Origin of the sequence: Streptomyces sp. NPDC005492 (assembly GCF_040605995.1) — a bacterium.
Classification (GTDB): Bacteria; Actinomycetota; Actinomycetes; order Streptomycetales; family Streptomycetaceae; genus Streptomyces.
This window is the reverse complement of sequence record NZ_JBEXDX010000007.1, coordinates 136,977-158,929: the sequence shown is the minus strand read 5'-3', so window position 1 is coordinate 158,929 and position 21,953 is coordinate 136,977. Positions and strand designations below refer to the sequence as shown.

Below are 21,953 nucleotides of genomic sequence, written 5' to 3'. Positions count from 1 at the left end.
ATTTCCCAAGTGGTGCATGACCTTTCCAGCAGAGGGCAGGATGCGTTGGCTGCCGCTTGGGCTATTCTGCGCGAGTGGCTGCAGGTCGACCTTCAGGGGCAGGAAGTATTCCAGTTGCTTGTGTCCGAGCCCGATCGGGGCACCCGAGCACTCGCTGCCCGGCTTGAGCAAACCGGCATTCCCGGCTTCACCGCAGCGGTGTCCGGAGGAATGCTTGGAAAACTGGTGCAGATCGCGAGCGCAGAGGCGGTGCACGTCCACCAGGACCGTGAGCGATCATCCAGCAACCCCGCGCGTCCGGCCGAACTTCCTCCCGACATCGCCGCGTTCACCGGCCGAGTCTCTGAGCTGGAGCAGCTTACGGAACTTGTCGGCGCCGCCGAAGCGAGTTCTTCGACACCAATCATCGTGGTGGACGGCCCGCCCGGCGTGGGCAAATCCGCGCTGACGATCCATTTCGCCCACGAAATTTCGCACCGTTATGCCGACGGCCATCTGTACGTGAACTTGCAGGGGGCGACGCCGGGGCTCGCCCCGCTCAACCCGATTGATGTACTGGGGCGGTTTCTCAGGGCTCTGGGGATGGATGGCAAGGATATCCCTGTCGATACCGGCGAGGCGGCCACCAGATTCCGCTCCCTCACTTCCGGGCGCAGGATTCTGATCATGCTCGACAACGCAGCATCCGCCATGCAGGCCCGTCAAATGATCCCGGCCGGCACCGGATGCGCGGTTCTCATCACAAGTCGCGAAGTGCTCTCGACCCTGGACGGCGCCGCTCACCTCCATCTCAGCGTGCTATCCGCGACCGAAGCCGTCTCATTGCTGGAGAAATTCGCGGGCAAGGAGCGGGTCGCGGCAGAGCCCGGGGCCACTGCCACACTGGCGAGACAGTGCGGCCTGCTGCCACTCGCACTGAGAATCGCCGGAGCCCGTCTCGCGGCACGACCGTCCTGGTCGCTCCAAGCCCTCGCCGCGCGTCTGACGGACGAACGAGCCCGGCTCAACGAGTTGCAACTCGGCGACCTCGCGGTGCGTGCCAGCTTCGGAATCAGTTACGAAGCCCTGTCGGCGATCGACGGACCGACCGAGGCCTCCTGCGCGCGCACGTTCCGGCTCCTCGGCCTGTTGGAGGGCCCGGATGTGAGCGTGGACATCGTCGCCGCGCTGATCGGTGGCACGCATGAGACGACGGACGAAGCCCTGGAAAGACTTGTCGATGCCCAGCTTCTGGAGTCGCCCTCGCCGGGGCGATACCAGATGCACGACCTCCTGCGTCTGTTCGCTCGTGAGCATGCCTTCCGGGACGACGCACAGGATGACCGCCGACTGGCCCTCCACAGGACATTCGAGTTCCTTCTCGCGCGCGCCTGCGGGGCCAGCACCTGTCTGCAGCCCACTGATCCACGTCGCACCGCGCAAAAGGTGAACGGCGAGCCCGGGTTCGCCACTCGGACACTTGCGCTGGACTGGCTTGAGGCCGAGCGGCCCAACCTCGTTGCAGCGGCGCGGCAGGCGGCTTCCGCTCCCGACCAGTTCGGAGCCATCGCCACACAGATCGCCGATGCGCTGTTCTGGTTCTGCCACCTCCGCGCCTATCCCCGCGACCTCGAAGTGCTGAGCCAGCTCGCGCTCGCCACCGCTCAGCGATTGGGGGATCGTGAGGGCGAGGGGCAGAGCCTGCACAATCTATGTATAGCCAACCTTCGCCTGCGTCGCTTCGAAGAGGCCGTACGCCATGGCAACCGGGGTCTAGAAATCAGGCGCAGCATCGGTGACCTTTACGGGGAAGGGCGGACGTTGGATGCACTCGGACGCGTTCACTACATGGTGGGCCGCTTCGATGAGGCGGTCGAATACGGAGAACAGAGTCTGTCCATTGCCCGAAGGATTCAGGACCGGTACAGCGAAAGCGCGGTCCTCTGCAATCTGGTGCCGATATATCAGGCGATGCAGCGCTATGCGGAGGCCATCGCTTGCGGTCAGGAAAGCCTCAGCATTCGAACCGAACTCGGTGACCGGTACGGCGAAGGCCGGATGCGTATGAGCCTTGGCGTCGCGTACCAAGCGAGTGGCCGACTCGACGAAGCGATCCAGTGCTTCGAGGAGAGCCTGACGGTGTTCCGGGACATAGGGGACCGGTACGACGAGGGGCGCTCTCTCTTTCAGCTCGCGGTGGCCCATGAACTGGGCTCCAGGCCCACTAAGGCCATTGAATTCTACGAGTCCAGTATTACGGTGAGAAGGCAAACGGCCGACCGTTTCGGAGAGGGCGAGTCCCTTCACCAACTCGCAAAGTTGTTGCACAGTATCGGCGACAAAGACGCAGCGCGTATGAAATTGGACCAGGCGCTGGTCATTTTCGAAGAGCTCGGAGTTCCGAACGCCGACGAGATTCGGACACTTCTGGCGACGTGATCAAGAGGCCTCGACCATGGCAGTCCGGCGGAGGGCGTACATGCGTGACTTTCCGATGGAGTGGCTCGATCCCATACTGGATCGTTGCAGGTCAGAGCTGATAGAGCATCTTCCGCGGTCATCAGTCAAGACGCTCGACGACGGACGCGTCGAACCGGTGACCGACCTGGACCTCCGGATCGAGGGTCGACTCATCGCCGCCGCGTTGGAGGCGTACCCTTCGGCCGATATCTTCAGCGAGGAAACGCATTGTAATCCCGCTGCGCTGGCCAGTGAGTTGTGCTTTGTCATCGATCCTATCGACGGCACGAAGGAGCTCATCGCTGGGACTGCTGATTTCGCCATCTCGGTTGCCCTTTTCCAACAGGGGAAGCCGGTGGCCGGCGTCCTGGATCTCCCGTTCCGTGGTCAGCGATTTACCTGCACTGCCGAGGGCGGAGCGCGGGTGAACGGCATTCCTGTCTATCTCCAGGCGCCACCGCACCTGCGTGCGGCGAAGCTCGCCGTCAGTCCGACCCAGCGGGCCGACCCCTCCCTCGCCTCCGTATGGACCCGTCTGCTTCCCAGGGGCATCGCGCCCGTCGGCGCGTTCACCCCCAAAGTCGCCCAGGTCCTGTGCGGGGACTGCCATGCGGCCCTCTACCCGCCCAAGCCGGGCAAGAGCATTTTCCTCTGGGACTATGCAGCCGCGGCGCTCCTGTTGGCTGAGGCCGGAGGAATGCTGATGTCTCTCGACGGAATGAGCCTGTTGAACACCTTGCCATTGGAGCACTCCGGCGGATGGGTAGCGGGACCCGCAGATCTGTGTCGGGAGATCCGATTGGCGATGCGGGAAACCGAGAGTGCCTGACCGCTGCTTCTGGTCACCGTCAACTAGATGAGCCGATTCTGAACCGAGAGGGTGGGACCATGCACCACAACGTTTATCTGGCTCAGGTCAACAATCGCTTCGGAGATCAGGCTTTTCTGCCCTACTCCGTTGGTGTCATCCAGGCGCATTGCCAGCGACAACCGGAAATAGCTGAGAACTTCAGGTTTCAGGAGTTCATCTTCCTTCGTGAAAACGTTGACCACGTCGCACGGCGTTTTCGCGATCCACGAGTTCTGGGAATCTCGTGCTACATCTGGAACTGGGAGTACAGCAGGGCACTCGCGCGCGCGGTCCGATCGGCCCATCCGGACTGCTTGATAGTGATGGGGGGACCTCAGGTTCCTCTCGACTCGAAGGAATTCTTCAAACTCAACCCATTCGTTGACATCTTGGTTCACCATGAGGGCGAGTTCGCTTTCGCCGACATCTTGCGTGAATCATTACTGCCCGATCCGGATTACAGCAAGATATCAGGGCTCAGCGTGCGGACCCAGAACAGTGAATGCATCAGGACCAGCGCCCGCGAGGCCGTGAAGGATGTGAATCAACTCGCTTCACCCTACCTGGCGGGAACATTCGACGCCCTGATCGACCTACCGTACCGCTGGAACGCAAGTCATGAGACCAACCGGGGGTGCCCTTACTCGTGCACGTTCTGCGACTGGGGATCTGCGGTTTTCACCAAACTCCGGCACTTCGATGACGATCGACTCATGAAAGAACTGGACTGGTTCGGCCGCCACCGGATAGAAATCCTGTACAATTGTGACGCAAACTTCGGCATCGTGCCCCGCGACATCGGCCTGTCCAAAAAGCTGGCAGAAGTGCGAACGGACTATGGCTACCCGGTCCAGTTCCGTCCGTCGTTCGCCAAGAAGAGTGGCCCGGCCGTCTTCGAGATAGCCAAGGTCCTCCAAGAGGTGGGGCTTCAGCGCGGCATCACCTTGAGCATGCAGAGCATGAGCGACGACTGTCTGACGGTGATCAAGCGACGCAATATCAAGCAGGACAACCTCACCGAGCTGCTCAACCTGTACCGAAGCCACGGAATGCCGACGTACACGGAACTCATTCTGGGTCTTCCGGGCGAGACCTTGGAGAGTTTTCGCCAGGGAGTCAGTCGGCTGTTCGGCGCGGGGCAGCACGAAGGGCTGTTGATCTACCTGTGTGAACTGCTGCCCAACTCGGAGATGGCCACGCTCCACTACCGAACGCTTCACTCTATCCGTACCACACGTCTGCCCATGTTGTTGGGGTATGCGACTCCCAGCGCCGATGACATTCAAGAATACTTCGACGTCGTCATCGAAACAGCAACGCTGCCCTTCGAGGACTGGCAGAAGTGCTTCATGCTGGCCTGGGCTGTCCAGTGCTTCCACTGCCTCAATATCAGCCAGGCACTGGCCATGTTCTTCTGGACCGAGTTCGGTCTTGAATATCACGCCTTCTATGAGGAGCTGATGGAATTCGCAGCCGCCAACCCCGAACTCATGCTGGGCCAGCACTACGCCGACACGGTCGCTGTCATGCTGGAGGGCACCAATGGGATCGGCATGGGGCGCCCCGTTCCTGGATTTGGGGAGTTGGTATGGTATCCCGAGGAGGCTTCCTTTCTCAGTATGATCACGCGGAAGGACCAACTTTTCTCGGAACTGAGTTCATTTATCAGGCAATTGGCATCCCATCACGACCTGCCGATGCCAACACCTCTTCTTGAAGATCTAATCTCCTACCAGAAGGAAAGCCTGGTAGATCCCCTGTCACTCGCCGAATCACACCTGCACCTCAGGTACAACCTCTCCCACTATTTCGAGGAAATCTATTACGGCAGGACCCCGAAATTGTCCGCCTCGGATTGCGACGTGACGTTGCAGGCGATCGATGAATACAGGGGCGACCTGTCCAAGTACGCGATACAGGCGGTGCGGTACGGCAGGAAGAACAATCACCTGCGTCGAAGCGCTATCAGAATTGAACAGACCGCGGCAGACGCGATGTGAAATCCATCGCCACACTTTTGACGCCGCACCCCACGTCAGCAGCCGCAGTCCGCCGCCCCCGCCGGCGCCGTCAACGGATCCGGCACACGCCGTTCACGGCCCTCCCACGTCTCGAACTCGAAACCCTCGCGCACCCAGTACTCGAAGCCCCCGAGCATCTCCTTTACCTGGTAGCCGAGTTCGGCGAGGGCGAGGGCGGCTCGGGTGGCGCCGTTGCAGCCGGGGCCCCAGCAGTACGTGACGACCGCCACGGAGCGGTCGAGGAGTTGCTCGGCCTGTTCGGGGATAAGTGCGGTGGGGAGGTGGAGGGCGCCGGGGATGTGGCCCTGGCCCCAGGACTCGGTGGACCGAGAGTCGAGGACGACGAAACCGGGCTCGCCGTCCGTCGCCAGCGCGGCGGCCACGTCGGAGACGTCGGCGTGAAAGGCGAGGCTCGCACGGAAGTGGGCAGCCGCTACGGAGGGAGCGGCGGGGGCTACCCGTAGGACAGGGTTGACGGCGGTGCTGCTGCTCATGGTTCGGCCTTTCAGCGAGTGGCTGCTACGGCCAGAAATCTACGGTCGGCGGTCGGTTCCCTGAAGTGGTGATCACCGGCATATCCCTTGATCGACCGGGGATCTCCCTGCTATTCCTCAGCGATGACCATGTATTCCCCGGACGCCACGGACTGGCGCATCCTCAACGTCCTCCAGCGGGACGGCCGGGTGAGTTTCGCCGAGCTGGCCCGTGCTGTCGCCATGTCCGCGAGCGCGGTCACCGAGCGGGTGCGGCGGCTGGAGGAGGCGGGGGTGATCCAGGGGTACGCGGCGGTCGTGGACCCGGAGCGGCTGGGGCTGCCGATCCTCGCGTTCGTGCGGCTGCGGTATCCGAACGGCAACTACAAGCCCTTCCACGACCTGGTCGCGGCGACGCCGGAGATCCTGGAGGCGCATCATGTGACGGGCGACGACTGCTTCATGATCAAGGTCGCGGCGCGCTCGATGCGCCACCTGGAGGAGGTGTCGGGGCGGATCGGCGCGCTGGGGTCGGTCACCACCAGCGTCGTCTACTCCTCGCCGCTGCCCCGCCGCCCGCTGGGTCACTGACCCCGCTGCCGCACCGCCGACCCCGCTCTCCCCTTCACGATCTCCAACTGCGCGTGGACGCGCCGCCGGAGATCGGCGACATGGCTGACGATGCCGACGCTGCGGTCCCGTTCGCGCAGCGAGTCCAGGACGTCGAGGACCTCGTCGAGGGTCTGCTCGTCGAGGCTTCCGAAGCCCTCGTCGATGAACAGGGTGTCGAGCCGGACCCCGCCGGCCTCGTCGGTGACCACGTCCGCGAGCCCGAGGGCGAGGGCGAGCGAGGCGAAGAACGTCTCGCCGCCTGACAGCGTCGCCGTGTCCCGTTCCCGCCCGGTCCACGCGTCGACGACATGCAGCCCGAGTCCGCTGCGGCCGCGCCCGGCCCGGTCGTCGGAGTGGACGAGGGTGTAGCGGCCGGACGACATGCGCCGCAGCCGTACGGTCGCGGCGGCGGCCACCTGTTCCAGACGGGCCGCGAGGACGTACGACTCCAGGCGCATCCGGCGTTCGTTGTCGGCCGACGTGCCCGCGGTGAGCGCGGCGAGGCGGGCGACCCGGTCGTACTCCTCGCGCAGCGGCGCCAGTTGACGGGCCCCGGCCGCCGATCGGACGGAGAGCCGGTCGAGTTCCGCGCAGCGCCGGGCCGCCGCGTCGCACCCGGAGGCGGCTTCGCGGGTCCGCCGGACGGCCTCGGCCGCTGCGCGCTCCGCCCGGTCCAGGTCGGCGGGGGCCTGTCGCGCGGCTGCCGCCGTGTCGGTCTCCGCGAGGACGGCCCGTACGGCGGCCTCCTCGGACTGCCAGGCGTCCAGGCGCCGTTGGAGTTCGCGATGGACGGTGTCGTCGAGGAGGGCGTCCGCCGCTGCCTGCGGGGTGTCGAACCCGGCGCGGAAGGCGGCGTCGGCCAGCCGGGCGTCGGCGTCCTTGAGCCGCTGCGCGGTGTCCTCGGCGGCGCGCGCGGTGTCGGCCGCGTCGGTGAGCAGCGCGGCCTGCCGCTCCAGTTGGGCGGCGCGGGCGGCCACGCTGTCTGCGGTGCCCCGCGAGTGCGCCAACTCCTCCTCCAGCGCGGCCCGTTCGCGGTCCTGGCTGTCGCGGAGGGTGGTGCGGGATGCGGCCCGGACGGCGGCCTGTTGCTGGATCGCGGTCCGCCGTTCGTGTTCCTGCTCGGCCCGGCGCAGCTCCTCGGTGGCGGGGTGCAGCCAGGAGGCGTCCCGGCGCGCCTGTTCGTACAGTCGCTCCAACTCGGCGACCTCGTCGGCGAGTTGATCGGTAGGCGTGTCACCGGCCTCGGCGGTGGCGGCGGCGAGCGCCTCCCGTACGAGGCTGAGGCGCCGCTCGGCCTCGGTGCGCTGCTCCTCGGCGCGCTGATGGGCGGCGAGGGCCTCTTCCTCCGCGGCGCGGTCGACGTGTCCGGCGGATTTGCGGGCGGGCGCGGGGTGTTCGGTGGCTCCGCAGACGGCGCAGGGCGCGCCGTCGGTGAGGTGGGCGGCGAGTTCGGCGGCGATGCCGTTCAGCCGCTGTTCCTTGAGGTCGAGCCAGTGGTCGCGGGCCTCGACGGCACGTTCGGCGCAGATGAGCACCTGCCGCTGGGTGTCCTCCGTGTCCCCGGCGAACTGGTCCCGCTGCCGGGCCGCCGCCAGCCGTCGTTCGGCGGGCTCGCGCCGCACGGCGAGCTGCTCGGCCGCGGTGGCGGCCTCCTGCGCCGACTCGATCCGTGTCTGAAGTCCCGTGCGGGTGGTGTCCCACTCGGCGAGCCAGGCCTCGGCCTCCTGCCGTACGTCGTCGTCGGCGCGCTCCTGCCGGTCCAACTCCGCGCGCTCGGAGCCGAGTTCGGCGAGCCGCTGTTCAGCGCGGCGGGCCGACTCCAGGCCGCCCAGTTCCTCGGCGGCCCGGCGTGCGGCGGCGGCGAGTCCGGCCGCTCCGGCGCCCGCGAAGATCTCCGGCAGCAGGTCGCGCGCGCGTGCCTCGGCCCGAGCGGCTTCCCGGTGTTCGCGGTCGGCGGCCTCGCGTAGCTCCAGCGCGGGTGCCACGGCCTCCGCCTTACGAGCCCGTTCCATCCGCGCCTGCGCCTGCCGGTAGCCGTCGGCCCGCTCCTCCATGAGCGCGGCCCGCTCCTGGGCCTGGGCGAACCGCTGTTGCATGCGGGCCAGTTCGCGTACGTCGGCCAGTTCCCGGTCGGCGGTTGCCTGGGCGGACTCTGCGGCGGCGAGACGGCTGCGCGCGACGGCCAGTTGCTCGCGTGCGGTGCTGCGGGCGACGGCCGCCGCGGTCAACACCGCTTCGGCGAGGCCGGGTTCACCCGGGGAAAGGTCCGGCAGCTCCATGGCGTCCCCGGCGGCCTGCTGCATGCGGTGCGCGTCGGCCAGCAACTCGGCGTCGCCCTCGCGGACTTGGGCCTCGGTGGACCGCCGACGCTCGGCGAGCCGCTTCTCGACCTCGGCGAACCGGTGGGTGTCGAAGAGCCGGCCAAGGAGCTTGCCGCGCGCCTCGGCGTCGGAACGCAGGAAGCGCGCGAACTCCCCCTGGGGCAGCAGCACGACCTGGCAGAACTGCTCCCGGCTCATCCCGAGGAGCTGGGTGACCTCCTCCCCGATCTCCTGGTGCGAGCGGCTGAGGTCCTTCCAGGTGCCGGCCGTGGCGTCGTACTCGCGCAGCCAGCTCTGTGCCTTGTCGAGGGTGCTGCCCGTGCCGCGCTTCTTGGGGCGCTCCCAGGGCGGCTGCCGGGTGAGTTCCAACCGCCGCCCGGCGACGGTCAGTTCGAGCCGCACCTCGGTGCGGGTGCCGGCCGCCGCATGGTCGCTGCGCAGGGTGAGCCCCTGGCCGCTCTGGCGGACGCCGGGTACCGAGCCGTAGAGCGCGTAGCACACGGCGTCGAGGACGGAGGTCTTGCCGGCGCCGGTCGGGCCGTGCAGGAGGAAGAGCCCGGCGGCGGACAGTTCGTCGAAGTCGACGGTCTGGGAGCCGCCGAAGGGCCCGAAGGCGGTGATGTCGAGTCGATGCAGCCTCACCGGGTACCGTCCTCCGTCCGCGCCCGCCGCGCGTTCACGGCGTCACCTCCCGGACGACCGCGTCCGCGCGCACGGCGTCGAACGCGGCCTGGAGGACGGCCTGTTCGTCCCCGTCGGGTCCGGCACCACGCACATGGGCCACGAAGTCGTCGGCGATCTCCCGGTCGTCGCGGCCCGCGAGGCGCCTGGCGTACGACACGTCGGGGTCGTCGGGAGACCGCTCGGGGTCGAAGACGAGGGTGAGCGTGTGCGGGAAGCGCTCGGTGAGCCGGGCCATGGGTTCGGCCGGGCGCACCGGGTCGGTGAGCGTCGCCTCGACCCACGCCTCCTCGTGCCGCGCGAGGTCGGGGTCGTCGAGCAGCTCCTCCAACGTGCCCCGGATCCGGGCCAGTTCACGCGGCACCGGGCAGTCGACGCGTTCGGCGGTGACGGCCCCGTCGGCGTCCAGGTCGACGAGCCACATGGACTTGCGATGGTCGGCCTCGGAGAAGGAGTACGGCAGCGGGGAGCCCGAGTAGCGCACGCGCCCGGTGATCGTCTGGGAGCCGTGCAGATGCCCCAGCGCCACATAGTCGACGCCGTCGAAGACCCCGGCCGGTACGGCGGCGACCCCGCCCACGGTGATGTCGCGTTCGCTGTCGCTGGCCTCGCCGCCGGTGACGAAGGCATGCGCGAGGACCACGGACCGGGTGCCGGTCGGGCGGGCGGTGAGGTCGGCGCGGACGCGGTCCATGGCGGCGGCGAGCACCGCTTCGTGGCCGGCCTTCTCCACCCCGAACTCGGCCTTCACCAGGGCGGGTTCGAGATACGGCAGGCCGTAGAAGGCCACATCGCCGAACGCGTCCGGGATCACCACGGGTGTCCCGCAGGCCGACGGCTCGGTCCGCAGGAAGATGCCCGCGCGGTCGATCAGACCGGCGCCCACACCGAGGCGGCGGGCCGAGTCGTGGTTGCCGGAGATCATCACCGTGGGCACGCCCAGGTCCGCGAGCCGGTGCAGGGTGTCGTCGAACAGCTCGACGGCGGCCAGCGGCGGCACCGCCCGGTCGTACACATCCCCCGACACGACCACGGCGTCCACCTCGCGCTCACGCACGGTGGTCACCAGATGGGCCACGAAGTCGGCCTGGGCGCCGAGCATGTTCACGCGGTGGAACGCCCGGCCCAGGTGCCAGTCGGAGGTGTGCAGCAGTTTCATGGAGCCACCACGCTAGCGCCTGGCGACCCCTGATTCACCATTGACCCCGGAGTTCCCACGCATTCGGGAGCTTATGACAGTAAATATGCACAATGTGCCGATCAGTGACACCACCCTGGGTGTCCGGGAGCCGGGTGCGCACCACTCGGCATCCTCAACTGCCCGGTCGTACAGGCCTGTTGCGCGAATCTCACGTCACACGCACCACGCGAGAGACATTGACGTCGATGCTCGGCAGTGGCGGGATGGGCCGGGTCTGTCTGGGCCGCGACGCCACCGGCGGCTCGGCTCCGGCCGCCGCGAAGGTGATCCGGCCCGAGTACACGGAGGACCCGCGGTTCCGCAAGCGCTTCTGGTCAGCGTCCCGGACGGCCTCTGTCTGGACGCGGAAGCCTCCGGCTCGGGGCAGGACGGTCAGACCGTGCAGGGCTTCGGCTGCGCGGGAAGCTCCAACCAGGTCTGGACATGGGCAACCTGACAGACCTCACGCGTCTCCGTACGCCTCGCCGCCCAGTTCCAGTCCCGCCGTCCCCGCCGTGGCATCGGCCAGCCAGCCCCGGAAGGCGTCCACATCGGCGTCCGGCAGACCGATCTCGATGGTGACGGCCTCGCCGTAGCGCACGTCCCGTACCTCGCGGCCGGTGGCGCGCAGGTCGTTCTGGAGCTTGCCGGCCCGCTGGTGGTCGACGGTGACCGTGGCCAGCCGGAAGCGGCGGCGGGTGAGGGTGCCGAGACTGTCGAGGGCTTCGCCGACCGAGCCGCCGTAGGCCCTGATGAGGCCGCCCGCGCCGAGCTTGACGCCGCCGTAGTAGCGGGTGACGACGGCGACGACGTACCGCATGTCGCGGCGCAGCAGCATCTGGAGCATGGGGACGCCCGCCGTGCCGCCGGGTTCGCCGTCGTCGCTCGCCTTCCGGATCGCGGCGTCGGCGCCGATGACGTAGGCGAAGCAGTTGTGGGTGGCGTCCGTGTGCTCCTTGCGGACGCGGGCGACGAAGTCCTGGGCCTCCTGTTCGGTGGCCGCGGGGGCGAGGGCGCACAGGAAGCGGGAGCGGTTGACCTCGGTCTCGTGCACGCCCGGGCGGGCCACTGTGCGGTACTCGTCCTGCATCCGGCCAGCCTATGCGCAGGGCCAGGGGTCGCCCCCGGTCCGGGTGCGGGTGACGATGTGGTGGATACTCGCTCCTCGTTGCCCAGGCACCGGGCACGGTCGTCCGATCACAGGGAGTTCTCAGCATGACCGGCGCGCAGGTGGACCCCACGGAGACCACCGGGTCCGGCGGCGAGTCCGCCGCGGACCGCTGCCGGGCCTGGCTCCTGGACGGCCTGAGCGAGCAGAGCGCCCGGCACCCGGGCCCGCACGCCACCCCGAACCCGGAACACGAGGGCCACCGCTGGTGGCGGGTCATGTGTCTGACCGGCGTCGACTACTTCTCCACCCTGGGCTATCAGCCGGGCATCGCCGCGCTCGCGGCCGGGCTGCTCTCCCCGCTCGCGACGGTTGTGCTGATCGGGCTGACCCTGCTCGGGGCACTGCCGGTCTACCGACGGGTGGCGCACGAGAGTCCGCACGGCGAGGGTTCGATCGCCATGCTGGAGCGGCTGCTGCCGTGGTGGTCGGGGAAGATCTTCGTCCTGGTGCTGCTGGGCTTCGCGGCGACGGACTTCATGATCACGGTCACCCTGTCGGCGGCGGACGCGGCGGCGCATGTCGTGGAGAACCCGTTCGCGCCCGGTTGGATGCAGGGTGGCAACACCTGGATCACCCTGGTGCTCGTCGGCGCGCTGGGCGCGGTCTTCCTCAAGGGGTTCCGGGAGGCCATCGGGATCGCCGTGGTGCTGGTGGGCACGTATCTCACGCTCAACGTGGTGGTCCTCGCGGTGTCCGCATGGGAGGTGCTGAGCCATCCGGTGAAGATCGGGGACTGGACGGACGCGATGACGGCCGCGCACTCGTCGCCGCTCGCGATGGTCGGCGTGGCGCTGCTCGTGTTCCCCAAGCTGGCGCTCGGCATGTCCGGCTTCGAGACGGGTGTGGCGGTGATGCCGCAGGTGAAGGGCGATCCGACGGACACCTTTGAGAAGCCGACGGGCCGCATCCGGGAGACCCGCAAACTGCTCACCACTGCCGCCCTGATCATGTCCGGCTTTCTGCTCCTGTCCAGCCTGGCGACCACCATCCTGATCCCGCAGAGCGCGTTCAGGACCGGCGGCCCGGCGAACGGCCGGGCGCTCGCCTATCTCGCGCACGAGCACCTGGGCCAGGCCTTCGGCACCCTCTACGACGTCTCGACGATCGCCATCCTGTGGTTCGCGGGCGCCTCCGCGCTGGCCGGCCTGCTGAACCTCGTCCCCCGCTATCTGCCGCGCTACGGCATGGCCCCGGAGTGGACGCGGGCGGTCCGTCCGCTGGTGCTGGTCTTCATGGTCACGGCCGTGCTGATCACGCTGTGGTTCCACGCGAGCGTGGACGCGCAGAGCGGCGCGTACGCGACCGGTGTCCTGGTGCTGATGCTCTCCGCCGCGTTCGCCTCCACGGTCACCGTGCACAAGCGGGGGCACCGGAAGGCGACGATCGGGTTCGGCGCTATCACCGCCGTGTTCGGCTACACGCTGGTCACGAACGTCATCGAACGGCCCGACGGCATCAAGATCGCGGGCATCTTCATCGTGCTGATCCTGGTGACGTCGTTCGGTTCGCGCGTCCACCGCGCCTTCGAACTGCGCGCCGCCGAGGTCACGTTCGACAGCGCGGCCGCGCGGTTCGTCGAGGAGGCGGCGCGCAGCGGCCCGTTGCGGCTGATCGCCAACGAGCCGCAGGAGCACAGCACTCGGGAGTACCGCGCCAAGGAATACAGCCAGCGCGAGGAGACCCACATCCCGGACGGCGGCCCGGTGCTGTTCCTGGAGGTGCTCGTCCGCGACTCCTCGGACTTCTCGGCGGACATCGCCGTCCACGGCGACGAGAAGCACGGGGTACGACGGCTGCGCATCGAAGGTCCCACGGTGCCCAACGCGATCGCCGCCGTCCTGCTGGCCCTGCGCGACCGGACCGGCGAGGTCCCGCACGCCTACTTCACCTGGACCGAGGGCAACCCCGTCAGCCATCTCGTCCGCTTCCTGATCTTCGGCGACGGCGAGGTCGCCCCGGTCACCCGCGAGGTACTGCGCCGCGCGGAACCGGACCCCGCACGCCGGCCCCGCGTCCACGTCGGCTGACCGCCGTGAAGGTCCTCGTCGTCGGCGGCAGCGGCTTCCTGGGCGCGGAACTCCTGCGCCGGGCGCGCGCGGCGGGATGGTCCACGGCGGCGACGTACTGCTCCTCTCGCCCCGGTGACCTGCCCGGCGTCTCCTGGCACCGGGTCGACGTCCGCGATGCCGACCAACTCGACGTTCTCCTGGCCGAGTTGGCGCCGGACGCGATCATCAACGCGACCAGCGGACTGAGCGACTGGGCGGTCACCGCCGACGGTTCGTTCCGTGTGACGACGGCTGCCGTGCGCCACGGGTGCCGCCTGGTCCATGTCTCCAGCGACGCCGTGTTCTCCGGCTCCCGGGTGTCCTACGACGAGTCCTGTCTGCCCGATCCGGTCACCCCGTACGGTGCGGCGAAGGCGGCCGCCGAGACCGCCGTACGCCTCCTGGCACCGGCCGCCGCGGTCGCGCGCACCTCACTGATCATCGGGAACGGCGACTCCGCGCACGAGCGCATGGTGCACGAACTGAACGCCGGTACCCGCGACGGCGTCCTGTTCACCGACGTCGTCCGCTGCCCGGTGCACGTCGGGGATCTGGCCGCCGCCCTGCTGGAACTCGCGCGGTCCGACCGGCCCGGGATGTTCCACCTCGCGGGCCCGGACGCCCTGAGCCGATACGAACTCGGCGTGCTCATCGCCCGACGCGACGGACTGGACGCCGGCCGGCTCCCCGCCGGGCCCAAGGAAGGCACCGCTCTGGAGGTGCGTCTGGACTGCGCCACTACACAGGCGGACATCCGCACACGGCTGCGCGGAGCCCGGGAGTTCCTCCAACTCACCTAGCGACGGGGCTACTTCTTGCTGCCCCTCGGCACGACAAAGCCCGTCAGCAGGGCGGTGCCCGGGGCGAGGTCCTGCCAGGTGTCGCCGTGCCAGGCCAGGACCGCGATCGCCGAGGTCGGGAACTTCACCCGGACCTCGTCGAGCGCGTCGTCCAGGCTGTCACCGGCGAGGTCCAGGACCAGTTCCTCCAGACCGGGGTTGTGCCCGATCAGGAGCAACGTCTCGACTTCGGGCGGCACTTGGCGGGCGGCGTCGAGAAGTTCCGCCGCGTCGGCCGCGTACAGCTCCGGCTCGTAGCGCACCGGCGGTGGCGTGCCCCACTCTGCGGAGGCCAACTCCCAGGTCTGGCGGGCGCGTACGGCCGTGGAGCACAGCGCGAGGTCGGGCAACGAGTCGGCCCCGGCGAGCACGAGACCGGCGGCCGGTGCGTCCCGACGGCCTCGCGGAGCGAGCGGGCGCAGGTGGTCGGGAACGCCCTCGGGCCAGGCGGACTTGGCGTGCCGCAACACGACCAGGCGGCGCAGCGGACGGGCTCCGGCGCGGCCACTCATGCCAACGACCCGATGTCACGGGTGAGTTCGAGACCCAGCAGCCGATCGGCATAGGCGTATGTCTCGAAGCGGGCGCCGTCCGGCAGGTCGGGCCAGGTCTCCACCCGGCGCAGCACCTCCAGCACCTCGGGCACGTTCAGATCGTCCTCCCACGCGGCCCGCAACTGCCCGCGCACCTCGTCGGGCACCGGCCGCGAGGGCCTGCGCGCCCAGTCGGCGACCGACCCGCGCCAGTGCGCCAGGGTCCGCCGCGCCTCGTCCAGCGCGTCCGCGTCGAGCCGTACCGGCAGGTCACGTGCGTGCGAGAGCAGGGCGAGGCGGAGGGCGTCCGGGTCGGAGAGGTCCGGGGCGGCGGCCGTAGGGGATTCGACGGGCGCTACGGCGACCAGGACTCCCCCGGGTGTCTCACCGCCCTCGGACGCCACATGCAGGACCTGGGCCTCGCCGAGTCCGGAGCCGAGGTCTCGGCCGTCCTCGAACGGGCGGATGCCCAATGCCCGGGCGGCGGCGCGGAGTTCGGGCTGTTCCCGGTCTCCGGTGAGCAGGGCGAACACGGGGGTACCGCCGAGTTCGAGGGCGCGTACAAGGAGGTCGGCGACCAGGAGGACGCGTAGTGCCGTGGGGTCGAGGCCGGACGCGTGCGCCTGGACCCTGGTCAGGCCACGGCGGGCGGGGGCGGCTTCGACGGGGTCGCCGGTTCGGGCGTCGTTGATGCGCAGCACGGCCTGAGCGTAGGCGGGTGGAGGGCCGTACGCATGCATGTTCGCTCTGTTGCGGCCGGGTGGCGCGGTTCACCCCGCGGGATGCGCCTGGGGCGCCGTCGTGCAGGCCGGGTCCGAGGAGTGCGGGGCGCAGTTCGTGCCGGGGGCGGTGACCCGGTCCGCCAGGATGCCGTTGCCGCGCGGCCCCTCCGGCATCCGAGTTCGGTAGGTGACGGCAACCGCCTGGCCGACCGGGACCGCGCCCGTCCAGGTCACCGTCTTCGCCTCGGCGTCGTAGAGGCCCGAACCGGCTTCCGGCGGGCCGGTGTCGAGGGAACCGCGGACGAAGACGGCGTCGTCCACGACGTCCCGCAGGTCGTCGGTGAAGCGGAACCGGCTGGCGCCGCCCGAGCCCATGTTGTCCAGGGTCACGGTGAGGGTGACGATCCCGGCCGGTCCGGTGGAGGCGGTCGTACGGAGGTGGACGCGCGGACCGCCGACGGTGACACTGGCCCGGCAGACCGGCGTGCAGTGGGCGTCGGTCGCCGTGGCGGGGACGCGCACGCTCGCGGTGGCGGTCAGTTCGCCGCTCACGGAGACGGGGACCGTGCCCGCGAAGGTGTAGGTCAGGGTGCCGTGCGGGGCGACGGCCTCGCCACAGACGCTGCCCCGGCCCCTGGCCGCGCAGGTGTGGGTGAAGCCGGGTGAGGTGTGGAGTCCGGGCGGCAGGGCGGCGGTGATCCGCAGTCCGGTGGCGCGGGCGGGCCCGTCGTTGGCCACGACCACGGTGAACGTCAGGTGCCCACCAGGCTGGTAGCTGGGATGCGACGCGGTCTCCGTGACGGTGATCGCGGTCCCGGCGCGCGGGGCGGCCGGTGGCCTGCCCACGCCGAGGCACAGGACGAGAAGGGGGACGAGGAGGAGGGCGACGCGGCGGCTGGGGTTCACGGGGGTCACGTTTCCCGAACCGCTCGGCGGGTGATCGCGTCCGGCGTCCGGGACGGAGATTTCCGGGCCGATTGCACTCGTCCGGCCGTCCCGGTCGCCGTGGGGGTCGGGTCGGCGTTCACCCGTTCACCCATCTCGCTCTTCAGCCCGCGGCGACCAGGTCACGCAGTGTCCGGGCCACCATGGCGGGGGCCTCCTCCGCCATGAAGTGGCCGCAGGTGACGGTGGAGTGCCGAAGGTCCGGCGCCCAGGCACGCCACAGGGCCGCCGCGTCGAAGCCGAGGGCGGCGCCCCAGTCCTGCTGGAGTACGGCGACCGGCATCCGCAGCGGGTTGTCGGCGTCCCGGTCCGCCCGGTCGTGGGCGAGGTCGAGGCCGGCGGAGGCGCGGTAGTCGGCGACGATCGAGGGGATCGCGGCGCGGCAGGCGTCCAGGTAGGCGGTGCGGATGTCGGCGGGGATCGCCTGGGGGTCGTTGGTCCAGAGGTCGAGGAAGTGGCCGAAGAACGCGTCGGGTGCGGCGGCGATCAACTGCTCGGGCAGGCCCGGGGGTTGGGCCATCAGATAGAGGTGGAAGCCCACGGCGGCGGTGACGCCGTGCATGACGTCCCACATGTCCAGTGTGGGGAGTACGTCGAGACAGGCCAGGTGGGTGATCGTGTCGGGGTGGTCGAGCCCGGCGCGGAAGGCGACCAGCGCGCCCCGGTCGTGTCCGGCGAGGGCGAAGCGGTCATGTCCCAGGGCGTCGGCGAGGGCGACGACGTCCGCGGCCATGGTGCGCTTGGCGTAAGCGGAGCCGTCGGTCTCGGCGGGCTTGTCGCTCGCGCCGTAGCCGCGCAGGTCGGGGCAGATCACGGTGTGGTCGGCCGCGAGGTCGGCGGCGACATGGCGCCACATGAGATGGGTCTGCGGAAAGCCGTGCAGCAGCACGATCGGGCTGCCCGAACCGGACACGGCCGCGTTCAGGGACACGCCGTCCGCGACGGGGACACGGTGGTAGGTGAAGCCGGGGATGGCCGGTGGCATGGTGCGCCCTTCCTTCGTACGTACTTCTCTTGTTCCGTACTTCTCTTGTTCCGTCGCCGTCGAGCCTGCCGCGCGCCGATGAGCATCGAGTGAGCGCGCTACGGTGACCTGGGGCGATGCCCCGGAAAGGGTGGTCGGCGATGGAGGTCGGGTTCGGGGTGCTGGGGCCGGTGGCGGCCTGGGACGGTGCCGGGGACGCGATCGCCCTGAAGGGGCCCCGGCACCGGGCCGTGCTGGCCCGGCTGCTCGTCGCCCGGCGCCGGGTCGTCCCCGTCGCGCGGCTCGTCGAGGATCTCTGGGCGGACCAAGAGACGCCGCCCGCCGACGCGTTGGGCGCGGTGCGCACCTTCGTGGCCGCGCTGCGCCGGGCACTGGAACCGGAGCGCCCACCGCGTACTCCGGCCCGGCTGCTGGTCACCGAGGGCCCGGGGTACGCGCTGCGGGCCGGGCCGGAGGCCGTGGACGCCTGGCGGTTCGAGCGGGCGGTGGCCGCGGCCGGGACCCTGCCGGACCGGCCCGCGCTCGCCCGGCTGGAGGAGGCGCTGAGCTGGTGGCGGGGTCCCGCCTACGCCGACTTCGGCGAGGCGGCCTGGGCCCGTGCGGAGCGCTCCCGCCTGGGCGAGCTGCGGCTGCACGCCGTCGAGCGCCGGGCCGAGGCCCAACTCGGCCTGGGGCAGGGCGCCGAGGCGGTGCCCGACCTGGACGCTCATGTGGCCGAGCATCCATGGCGCGAGGACGCCTGGCGGCTGCTGGCACAGGCCCTGTATCGCACCGGCCGTCAGGGCGACGCGCTCGCCGTACTGCGCCGGGCGCGCACCCCGCTCGTGGAACAGCTCGGCGCGGACCCGGGCCCGGCCCTGCGCCGACTGGAGGCGGACATCCTCGACCATGCCCCGCATCTGGATCCCGGGCCCGTCGGTCCGGCGGAGCGCGTCTGGGCGCAGGCTGCCGCGGCCTACGACCGGACCGTGGCCTCCGGCGCCCGCGCGCGCCTGGAGTCGACGGTGGGGCTGCTGCGCGATCTCGCGGTGACCGGAGGCGGTGGCCTTCAGGCCGCTCGCAAGCACCGTCTCGCGGCGATCACAGCGGCACGGGAGCTGGGCGACACCGGACTCACCGCCCGCGTGATCGGCGCCTACGACGTCCCGGCGATCTGGACCCGCGTCGACGACCCTCAGCAGGCGGCGGAGACGGTGGCGGCGGCCGAGCACACCCTGGCCGCGCTCCCGCCGGACGCCCATCTCGCCGCGCGGGCCCGCCTGTTGGCCACGATCGCCCTGGAGTCGCGCGGCACCCGTTCGGCACGCGGCCCTCAGGCCGCCCGCCAGGCGGAGGACCTGGCCCGGCAGTTGAACGACCCCGCGCTGCTGGCCTTCGCCCTCAACGGGGTGTTCATGCAGACCTTCCACCGCGCGGGCCTGGCTCCCCAACGGGACGCGATCGGCGCCGAGTTGATCGCCCTCTCCGCCCGGCACGGCATGGTCACCTACGAGGTCCTCGGCCACCTCGTCCGACTCCAGGCCCGGAGCGCCCTCGCGGACTTCACCGGGGCCGACGGGCACGCGAAGGCCGCAGACCACCTGGCGGAGCGTCATGAACTGCCGCTGGTAAGCGTGTTCACCCAGTGGTACCGGGCGCTACGGCTCGCCGAGACCGGAAGTGCGCAGCCGGCGGAGGTGGCGGCTGCCTACCAGGCAGCGGCGCGACGGCTGGACGGAGCCGGCATGCCCGGGCTGCAACACGGCCTGCTGCCGCTGGCGTTGCTGAGCCTGCGACTACGGCAGGGGCAGCCAGCGCAGACCGACGAGCGTATCGACTGGGGACCGTACGAACCATGGGCCCGCCCCCTGGTCCTGCTGGCCCAGGGCCGACCCGACGACGCCCGGGCCATGCTGCGTTCCCTCCCGGACCCGCCGAGCGACCTGCTGTTCGAGGCCCTGTGGTGCCTGGCCGCCCGCGCGGCCCTCGCCGTGGACGACCGGGACACGATGGAGCGCGCACACGCCGAACTGGCGCCTGCCACAGTCGAGTTGGCCGGGGCGGGCAGCGGCCTGCTCACCCTGGGGCCGGTCGCGCGGCACCTCGACGATCTGGCCGCCGCGCTACGGAGGCCTCGGTGAGCGGGAGTTCACGTCAGTCGCTCACCTGCACCACCGTCGTCGCCCCGGGCCGTACCGTCGGCGTCGCGTAGGTGTAGGTGACCCCGTCGACGGTCTCGGTGCGGACGCGCTGCGGGACGCCGTTGACCTTGATCTTCTTGTGGACGCCGGGGAAGCGGGCCTCCCAACTGTAGGTGTCCTTGCGGGAGTTGTTCGTGAGGGTGGTCTTCGTCGCGCCGTCGTGGCGGACGGTGACCGTGCCCGTGCCGATGGGGACGTCCGCCGCCTGGAGCCACGTCATACCGGAGGGCAGCCGCGACTGGGTGGTCACCTTGTGGTGCGGCGCGTCCGGTGTGATGCCCATCAGGCCCTGGATGGTCTGGCTGACCAGGGTGAAGGACACCTCCGGATAGTCGCCGTCGGGGCCCTGGCTGGCGTTGACGTGCTGGGTGTCCCGCTCGCCGTAGATCTTCTTCATCCACCACCACGCGGTATCGGCGCGGTTGTTCTTGAAGAACATGTCGGGCAGGTAGGTCGTCGACTCGATGTTGGGCGAGCCGTCCGGGCCCAGCTCCTGTGCCTGGATGTAGTCGAGATAGGCGTCGTTGCGCGGGCCCGGGTCGATGATCTGCTTCATCGGCATGAAGACGCTGTTCTCCTTGCCCCAGCCGGTGACCGGGGTGCCGGACAGGGTGTAGGCGCGGACCATGTCGGCACCGCTGCCGGTGCCGCTCCAGTCGTCGTTGAAGTACGTCTTCAGGTCGGCGGCGCGCTTGTCGTAGGTCCTGGCCAGCGCGGTGTCGCCCTTGCCTCGCGCGAGGACCGCCATGGCCAGGTACGCCTGGTACTCGGAGGCGATGCCGTCCCCGGCCTCGGCGAGGCCGTCGCCGTCCTGTTCGTTGTAGCTGGCGGCGCCCTGGAAGATGCCCTGGCCGGTGCCTTCGGCGACCTTGACCTTGCCGTTGTCCTTGGCGGAGTTGTGCAGGTCGATGAACTGCTCGGTGGCGTGCCGGTAGAAGTCCCACAGCACCGGGTCGTCGACGTATCTGCGGTCGCCGGTCCAGAGGTAGGCCTGGGCCGCCTTCTCGACGAGTTCGAAGGTGGCGGGCACCTCGCGCACGAAATCGTCCGGGCTCTTGTAGTCGATGCTGAGGTAGGTCTTGGCGTCGAAGTTGAGGGACCACACCGGGAAGTACTTGTGCTCGGCGGTGGCCGACTGCGCGTACGAGCGGAGCATCGTCTCGTTCTCGGCGTCGAGGCCGATGAGATGGGCGCCGGCGAGCTGGTGGGTCATGTCGCGGGAGTAGTAGGCGCTGCGGTTGGCGTACCCGGCCCAGTAGGTGGGCGCGTACGACGCGGTGCCGGTGCCGCCTGTCTGGTACTCGTCGACGTTGACCGGGCCCACGGTGCCGGGCAGTTGGACCCAACTGTTGGCCTTCTTCTGGGCCCAGGCGAACATCTCGGCGACCTGGGGGTCGGACGAGGTGACCTCGGGGTGGGCGGGCGCGGCGGGCGAGATCATCAGGTCGTCGGCGTTGACCCAGGAGGTTCCGGAGCCGAATTCGATCTGCAGCCGGTCGCCGGTCCTCAACCGGACGCCGCTGATGGTGTAGCGGGCGTAACCGGGATGCTGTGGCAGCGTGATCGTCTCGACGGTCTGCCCGTTGCGCCGGATCGTGTACGTGCCACCGGTGCCGGCGCTGCCGATCCACGCCGAGAAGTCGTAACTGCCGTTCCTGGGCGCGACGATGGTCAGTTCCGCACTCTTGCCGGCTCCGGCGTCGAGGTACAGGAAGCGGGTGCCGCCGTGCTTGTTGCCGGTGCCGACGCCGGCGCCCGAGGTGAAGGTCCAGCCCGTGCCGCCGTTCTCGAACCCCGGGTCGGGGATGGTGAGTTGGGGACGGGCGGCGGAAGCAGCGGCGGCGGCCGGCAGCGCGGGGGCCAGGGGTGCGAGCAGGGCAACAGCGGTGAGCAGCATGAGCCGCGAGGGCTTCATCGGGTCTCCCGGTCTTCGGTGACTGCGGGGTGGGGGCC

The 21,953-nt window shown here is 69.7% G+C and carries 16 protein-coding genes; 7 read left to right on the top strand and 9 right to left on the bottom strand.

The window, feature by feature from the left end; all coding sequences use genetic code 11:
* Nucleotides 1–9: 9 nt before the first annotated feature.
* From ABZT04_RS12575 to ABZT04_RS12565, 3 genes are read left to right on the top strand one after another with little or no spacing between them, the layout of a single operon-like run.
* A complete protein-coding gene (locus ABZT04_RS12575) occupies nt 10–2,418 on the top strand; it encodes a tetratricopeptide repeat protein (RefSeq protein WP_356055957.1) in 2,409 nt (802 codons plus the stop codon).
* A gap of 40 nt (nt 2,419–2,458) precedes the next feature.
* Nucleotides 2,459–3,268: an inositol monophosphatase family protein gene (locus ABZT04_RS12570; protein WP_356055955.1), complete on the top strand. Its 810-nt coding sequence runs from the start codon at nt 2,459–2,461 to the stop codon at nt 3,266–3,268.
* Nucleotides 3,269–3,327: 59 nt separating this feature from the next.
* Nucleotides 3,328–5,289: a radical SAM protein gene (locus ABZT04_RS12565; RefSeq protein ID WP_356055952.1), complete on the top strand. Its 1,962-nt coding sequence runs from the start codon at nt 3,328–3,330 to the stop codon at nt 5,287–5,289.
* Nucleotides 5,290–5,324: 35 nt separating this feature from the next.
* Here the strand turns inward: ABZT04_RS12565 and ABZT04_RS12560 are convergent, their stop codons facing one another.
* Nucleotides 5,325–5,804, bottom strand: a complete 480-nt coding sequence (locus ABZT04_RS12560; RefSeq protein ID WP_356055950.1) for a rhodanese-like domain-containing protein — start codon at nt 5,802–5,804, stop codon at nt 5,325–5,327.
* A 123-nt stretch (nt 5,805–5,927) separates the two neighbouring features.
* On the opposite strand from ABZT04_RS12560, the gene ABZT04_RS12555 reads away from it, so the two are divergent.
* Nucleotides 5,928–6,374, top strand: a complete 447-nt coding sequence (locus ABZT04_RS12555) for an Lrp/AsnC family transcriptional regulator (protein ID WP_356055948.1) — start codon at nt 5,928–5,930, stop codon at nt 6,372–6,374.
* Here the strand turns inward: ABZT04_RS12555 and ABZT04_RS12550 are convergent.
* The 3 genes from ABZT04_RS12550 to ABZT04_RS12540 all read right to left on the bottom strand — a co-directional run bounded on the left by ABZT04_RS12550 (nt 6,368) and on the right by ABZT04_RS12540 (nt 11,667).
* Nucleotides 6,368–9,358 (bottom strand): SMC family ATPase, encoded by a 2,991-nt coding sequence (locus ABZT04_RS12550; protein WP_356055946.1) that lies wholly within the window; start codon nt 9,356–9,358, stop codon nt 6,368–6,370. The two genes, ABZT04_RS12555 and ABZT04_RS12550, sit on opposite strands and share 7 nt — an antisense overlap.
* A 34-nt stretch (nt 9,359–9,392) precedes the next feature.
* Nucleotides 9,393–10,556 carry an exonuclease SbcCD subunit D gene (locus tag ABZT04_RS12545; RefSeq protein ID WP_356055944.1) on the bottom strand — a complete coding sequence of 388 codons (1,164 nt, stop codon included), beginning with the start codon at nt 10,554–10,556 and terminating at the stop codon, nt 9,393–9,395.
* Nucleotides 10,557–11,040: 484 nt separating this feature from the next.
* Nucleotides 11,041–11,667 carry a YigZ family protein gene (locus ABZT04_RS12540; RefSeq protein WP_356055942.1) on the bottom strand — a complete coding sequence of 209 codons (627 nt, stop codon included), beginning with the start codon at nt 11,665–11,667 and terminating at the stop codon, nt 11,041–11,043.
* Between the two features lie 125 nt (nt 11,668–11,792).
* Here ABZT04_RS12540 and ABZT04_RS12535 point away from each other — a divergent pair, with 125 nt between their 5' ends.
* Both ABZT04_RS12535 and ABZT04_RS12530 read left to right on the top strand, forming a co-directional pair.
* A complete protein-coding gene (locus tag ABZT04_RS12535; protein ID WP_356055940.1) occupies nt 11,793–13,775 on the top strand; it encodes an amino acid transporter in 1,983 nt (660 codons plus the stop codon).
* A 5-nt stretch (nt 13,776–13,780) separates the two neighbouring features.
* A complete protein-coding gene (locus tag ABZT04_RS12530; RefSeq protein WP_356055938.1) occupies nt 13,781–14,596 on the top strand; it encodes a sugar nucleotide-binding protein in 816 nt (271 codons plus the stop codon).
* An 8-nt stretch (nt 14,597–14,604) separates the two neighbouring features.
* Here the strand turns inward: ABZT04_RS12530 and ABZT04_RS12525 are convergent, their stop codons facing one another.
* The 4 genes from ABZT04_RS12525 to ABZT04_RS12510 form a co-directional block, all read right to left on the bottom strand.
* The gene (locus ABZT04_RS12525; RefSeq protein ID WP_356055936.1) at nt 14,605–15,147 is read right to left on the bottom strand and encodes a histidine phosphatase family protein; all 543 of its coding nucleotides are present in this window, start codon (nt 15,145–15,147) and stop codon (nt 14,605–14,607) included.
* The gene (locus tag ABZT04_RS12520) at nt 15,144–15,908 is read right to left on the bottom strand and encodes a hypothetical protein (RefSeq protein WP_356055933.1); all 765 of its coding nucleotides are present in this window, start codon (nt 15,906–15,908) and stop codon (nt 15,144–15,146) included. The genes ABZT04_RS12525 and ABZT04_RS12520 overlap by 4 nt, the downstream gene beginning before the upstream one ends.
* A gap of 30 nt (nt 15,909–15,938) precedes the next feature.
* Nucleotides 15,939–16,796 (bottom strand): hypothetical protein, encoded by an 858-nt coding sequence (locus ABZT04_RS12515; RefSeq protein WP_356055931.1) that lies wholly within the window; start codon nt 16,794–16,796, stop codon nt 15,939–15,941.
* A gap of 142 nt (nt 16,797–16,938) precedes the next feature.
* Nucleotides 16,939–17,820 carry an alpha/beta hydrolase gene (locus ABZT04_RS12510; RefSeq protein ID WP_356055929.1) on the bottom strand — a complete coding sequence of 294 codons (882 nt, stop codon included), beginning with the start codon at nt 17,818–17,820 and terminating at the stop codon, nt 16,939–16,941.
* Nucleotides 17,821–17,960: 140 nt separating this feature from the next.
* On the opposite strand from ABZT04_RS12510, the gene ABZT04_RS12505 reads away from it, so the two are divergent.
* Complete coding sequence (locus ABZT04_RS12505; RefSeq protein WP_356056184.1) at nt 17,961–19,940, top strand: AfsR/SARP family transcriptional regulator; 1,980 nt, start codon at nt 17,961–17,963, stop codon at nt 19,938–19,940.
* 13 nt (nt 19,941–19,953) lie between these two features.
* Here the strand turns inward: ABZT04_RS12505 and ABZT04_RS12500 are convergent, their stop codons facing one another.
* Nucleotides 19,954–21,915, bottom strand: a complete 1,962-nt coding sequence (locus ABZT04_RS12500; protein ID WP_356055927.1) for a hypothetical protein — start codon at nt 21,913–21,915, stop codon at nt 19,954–19,956.
* Between the last annotated feature and the right edge of the window lie 38 nt (nt 21,916–21,953).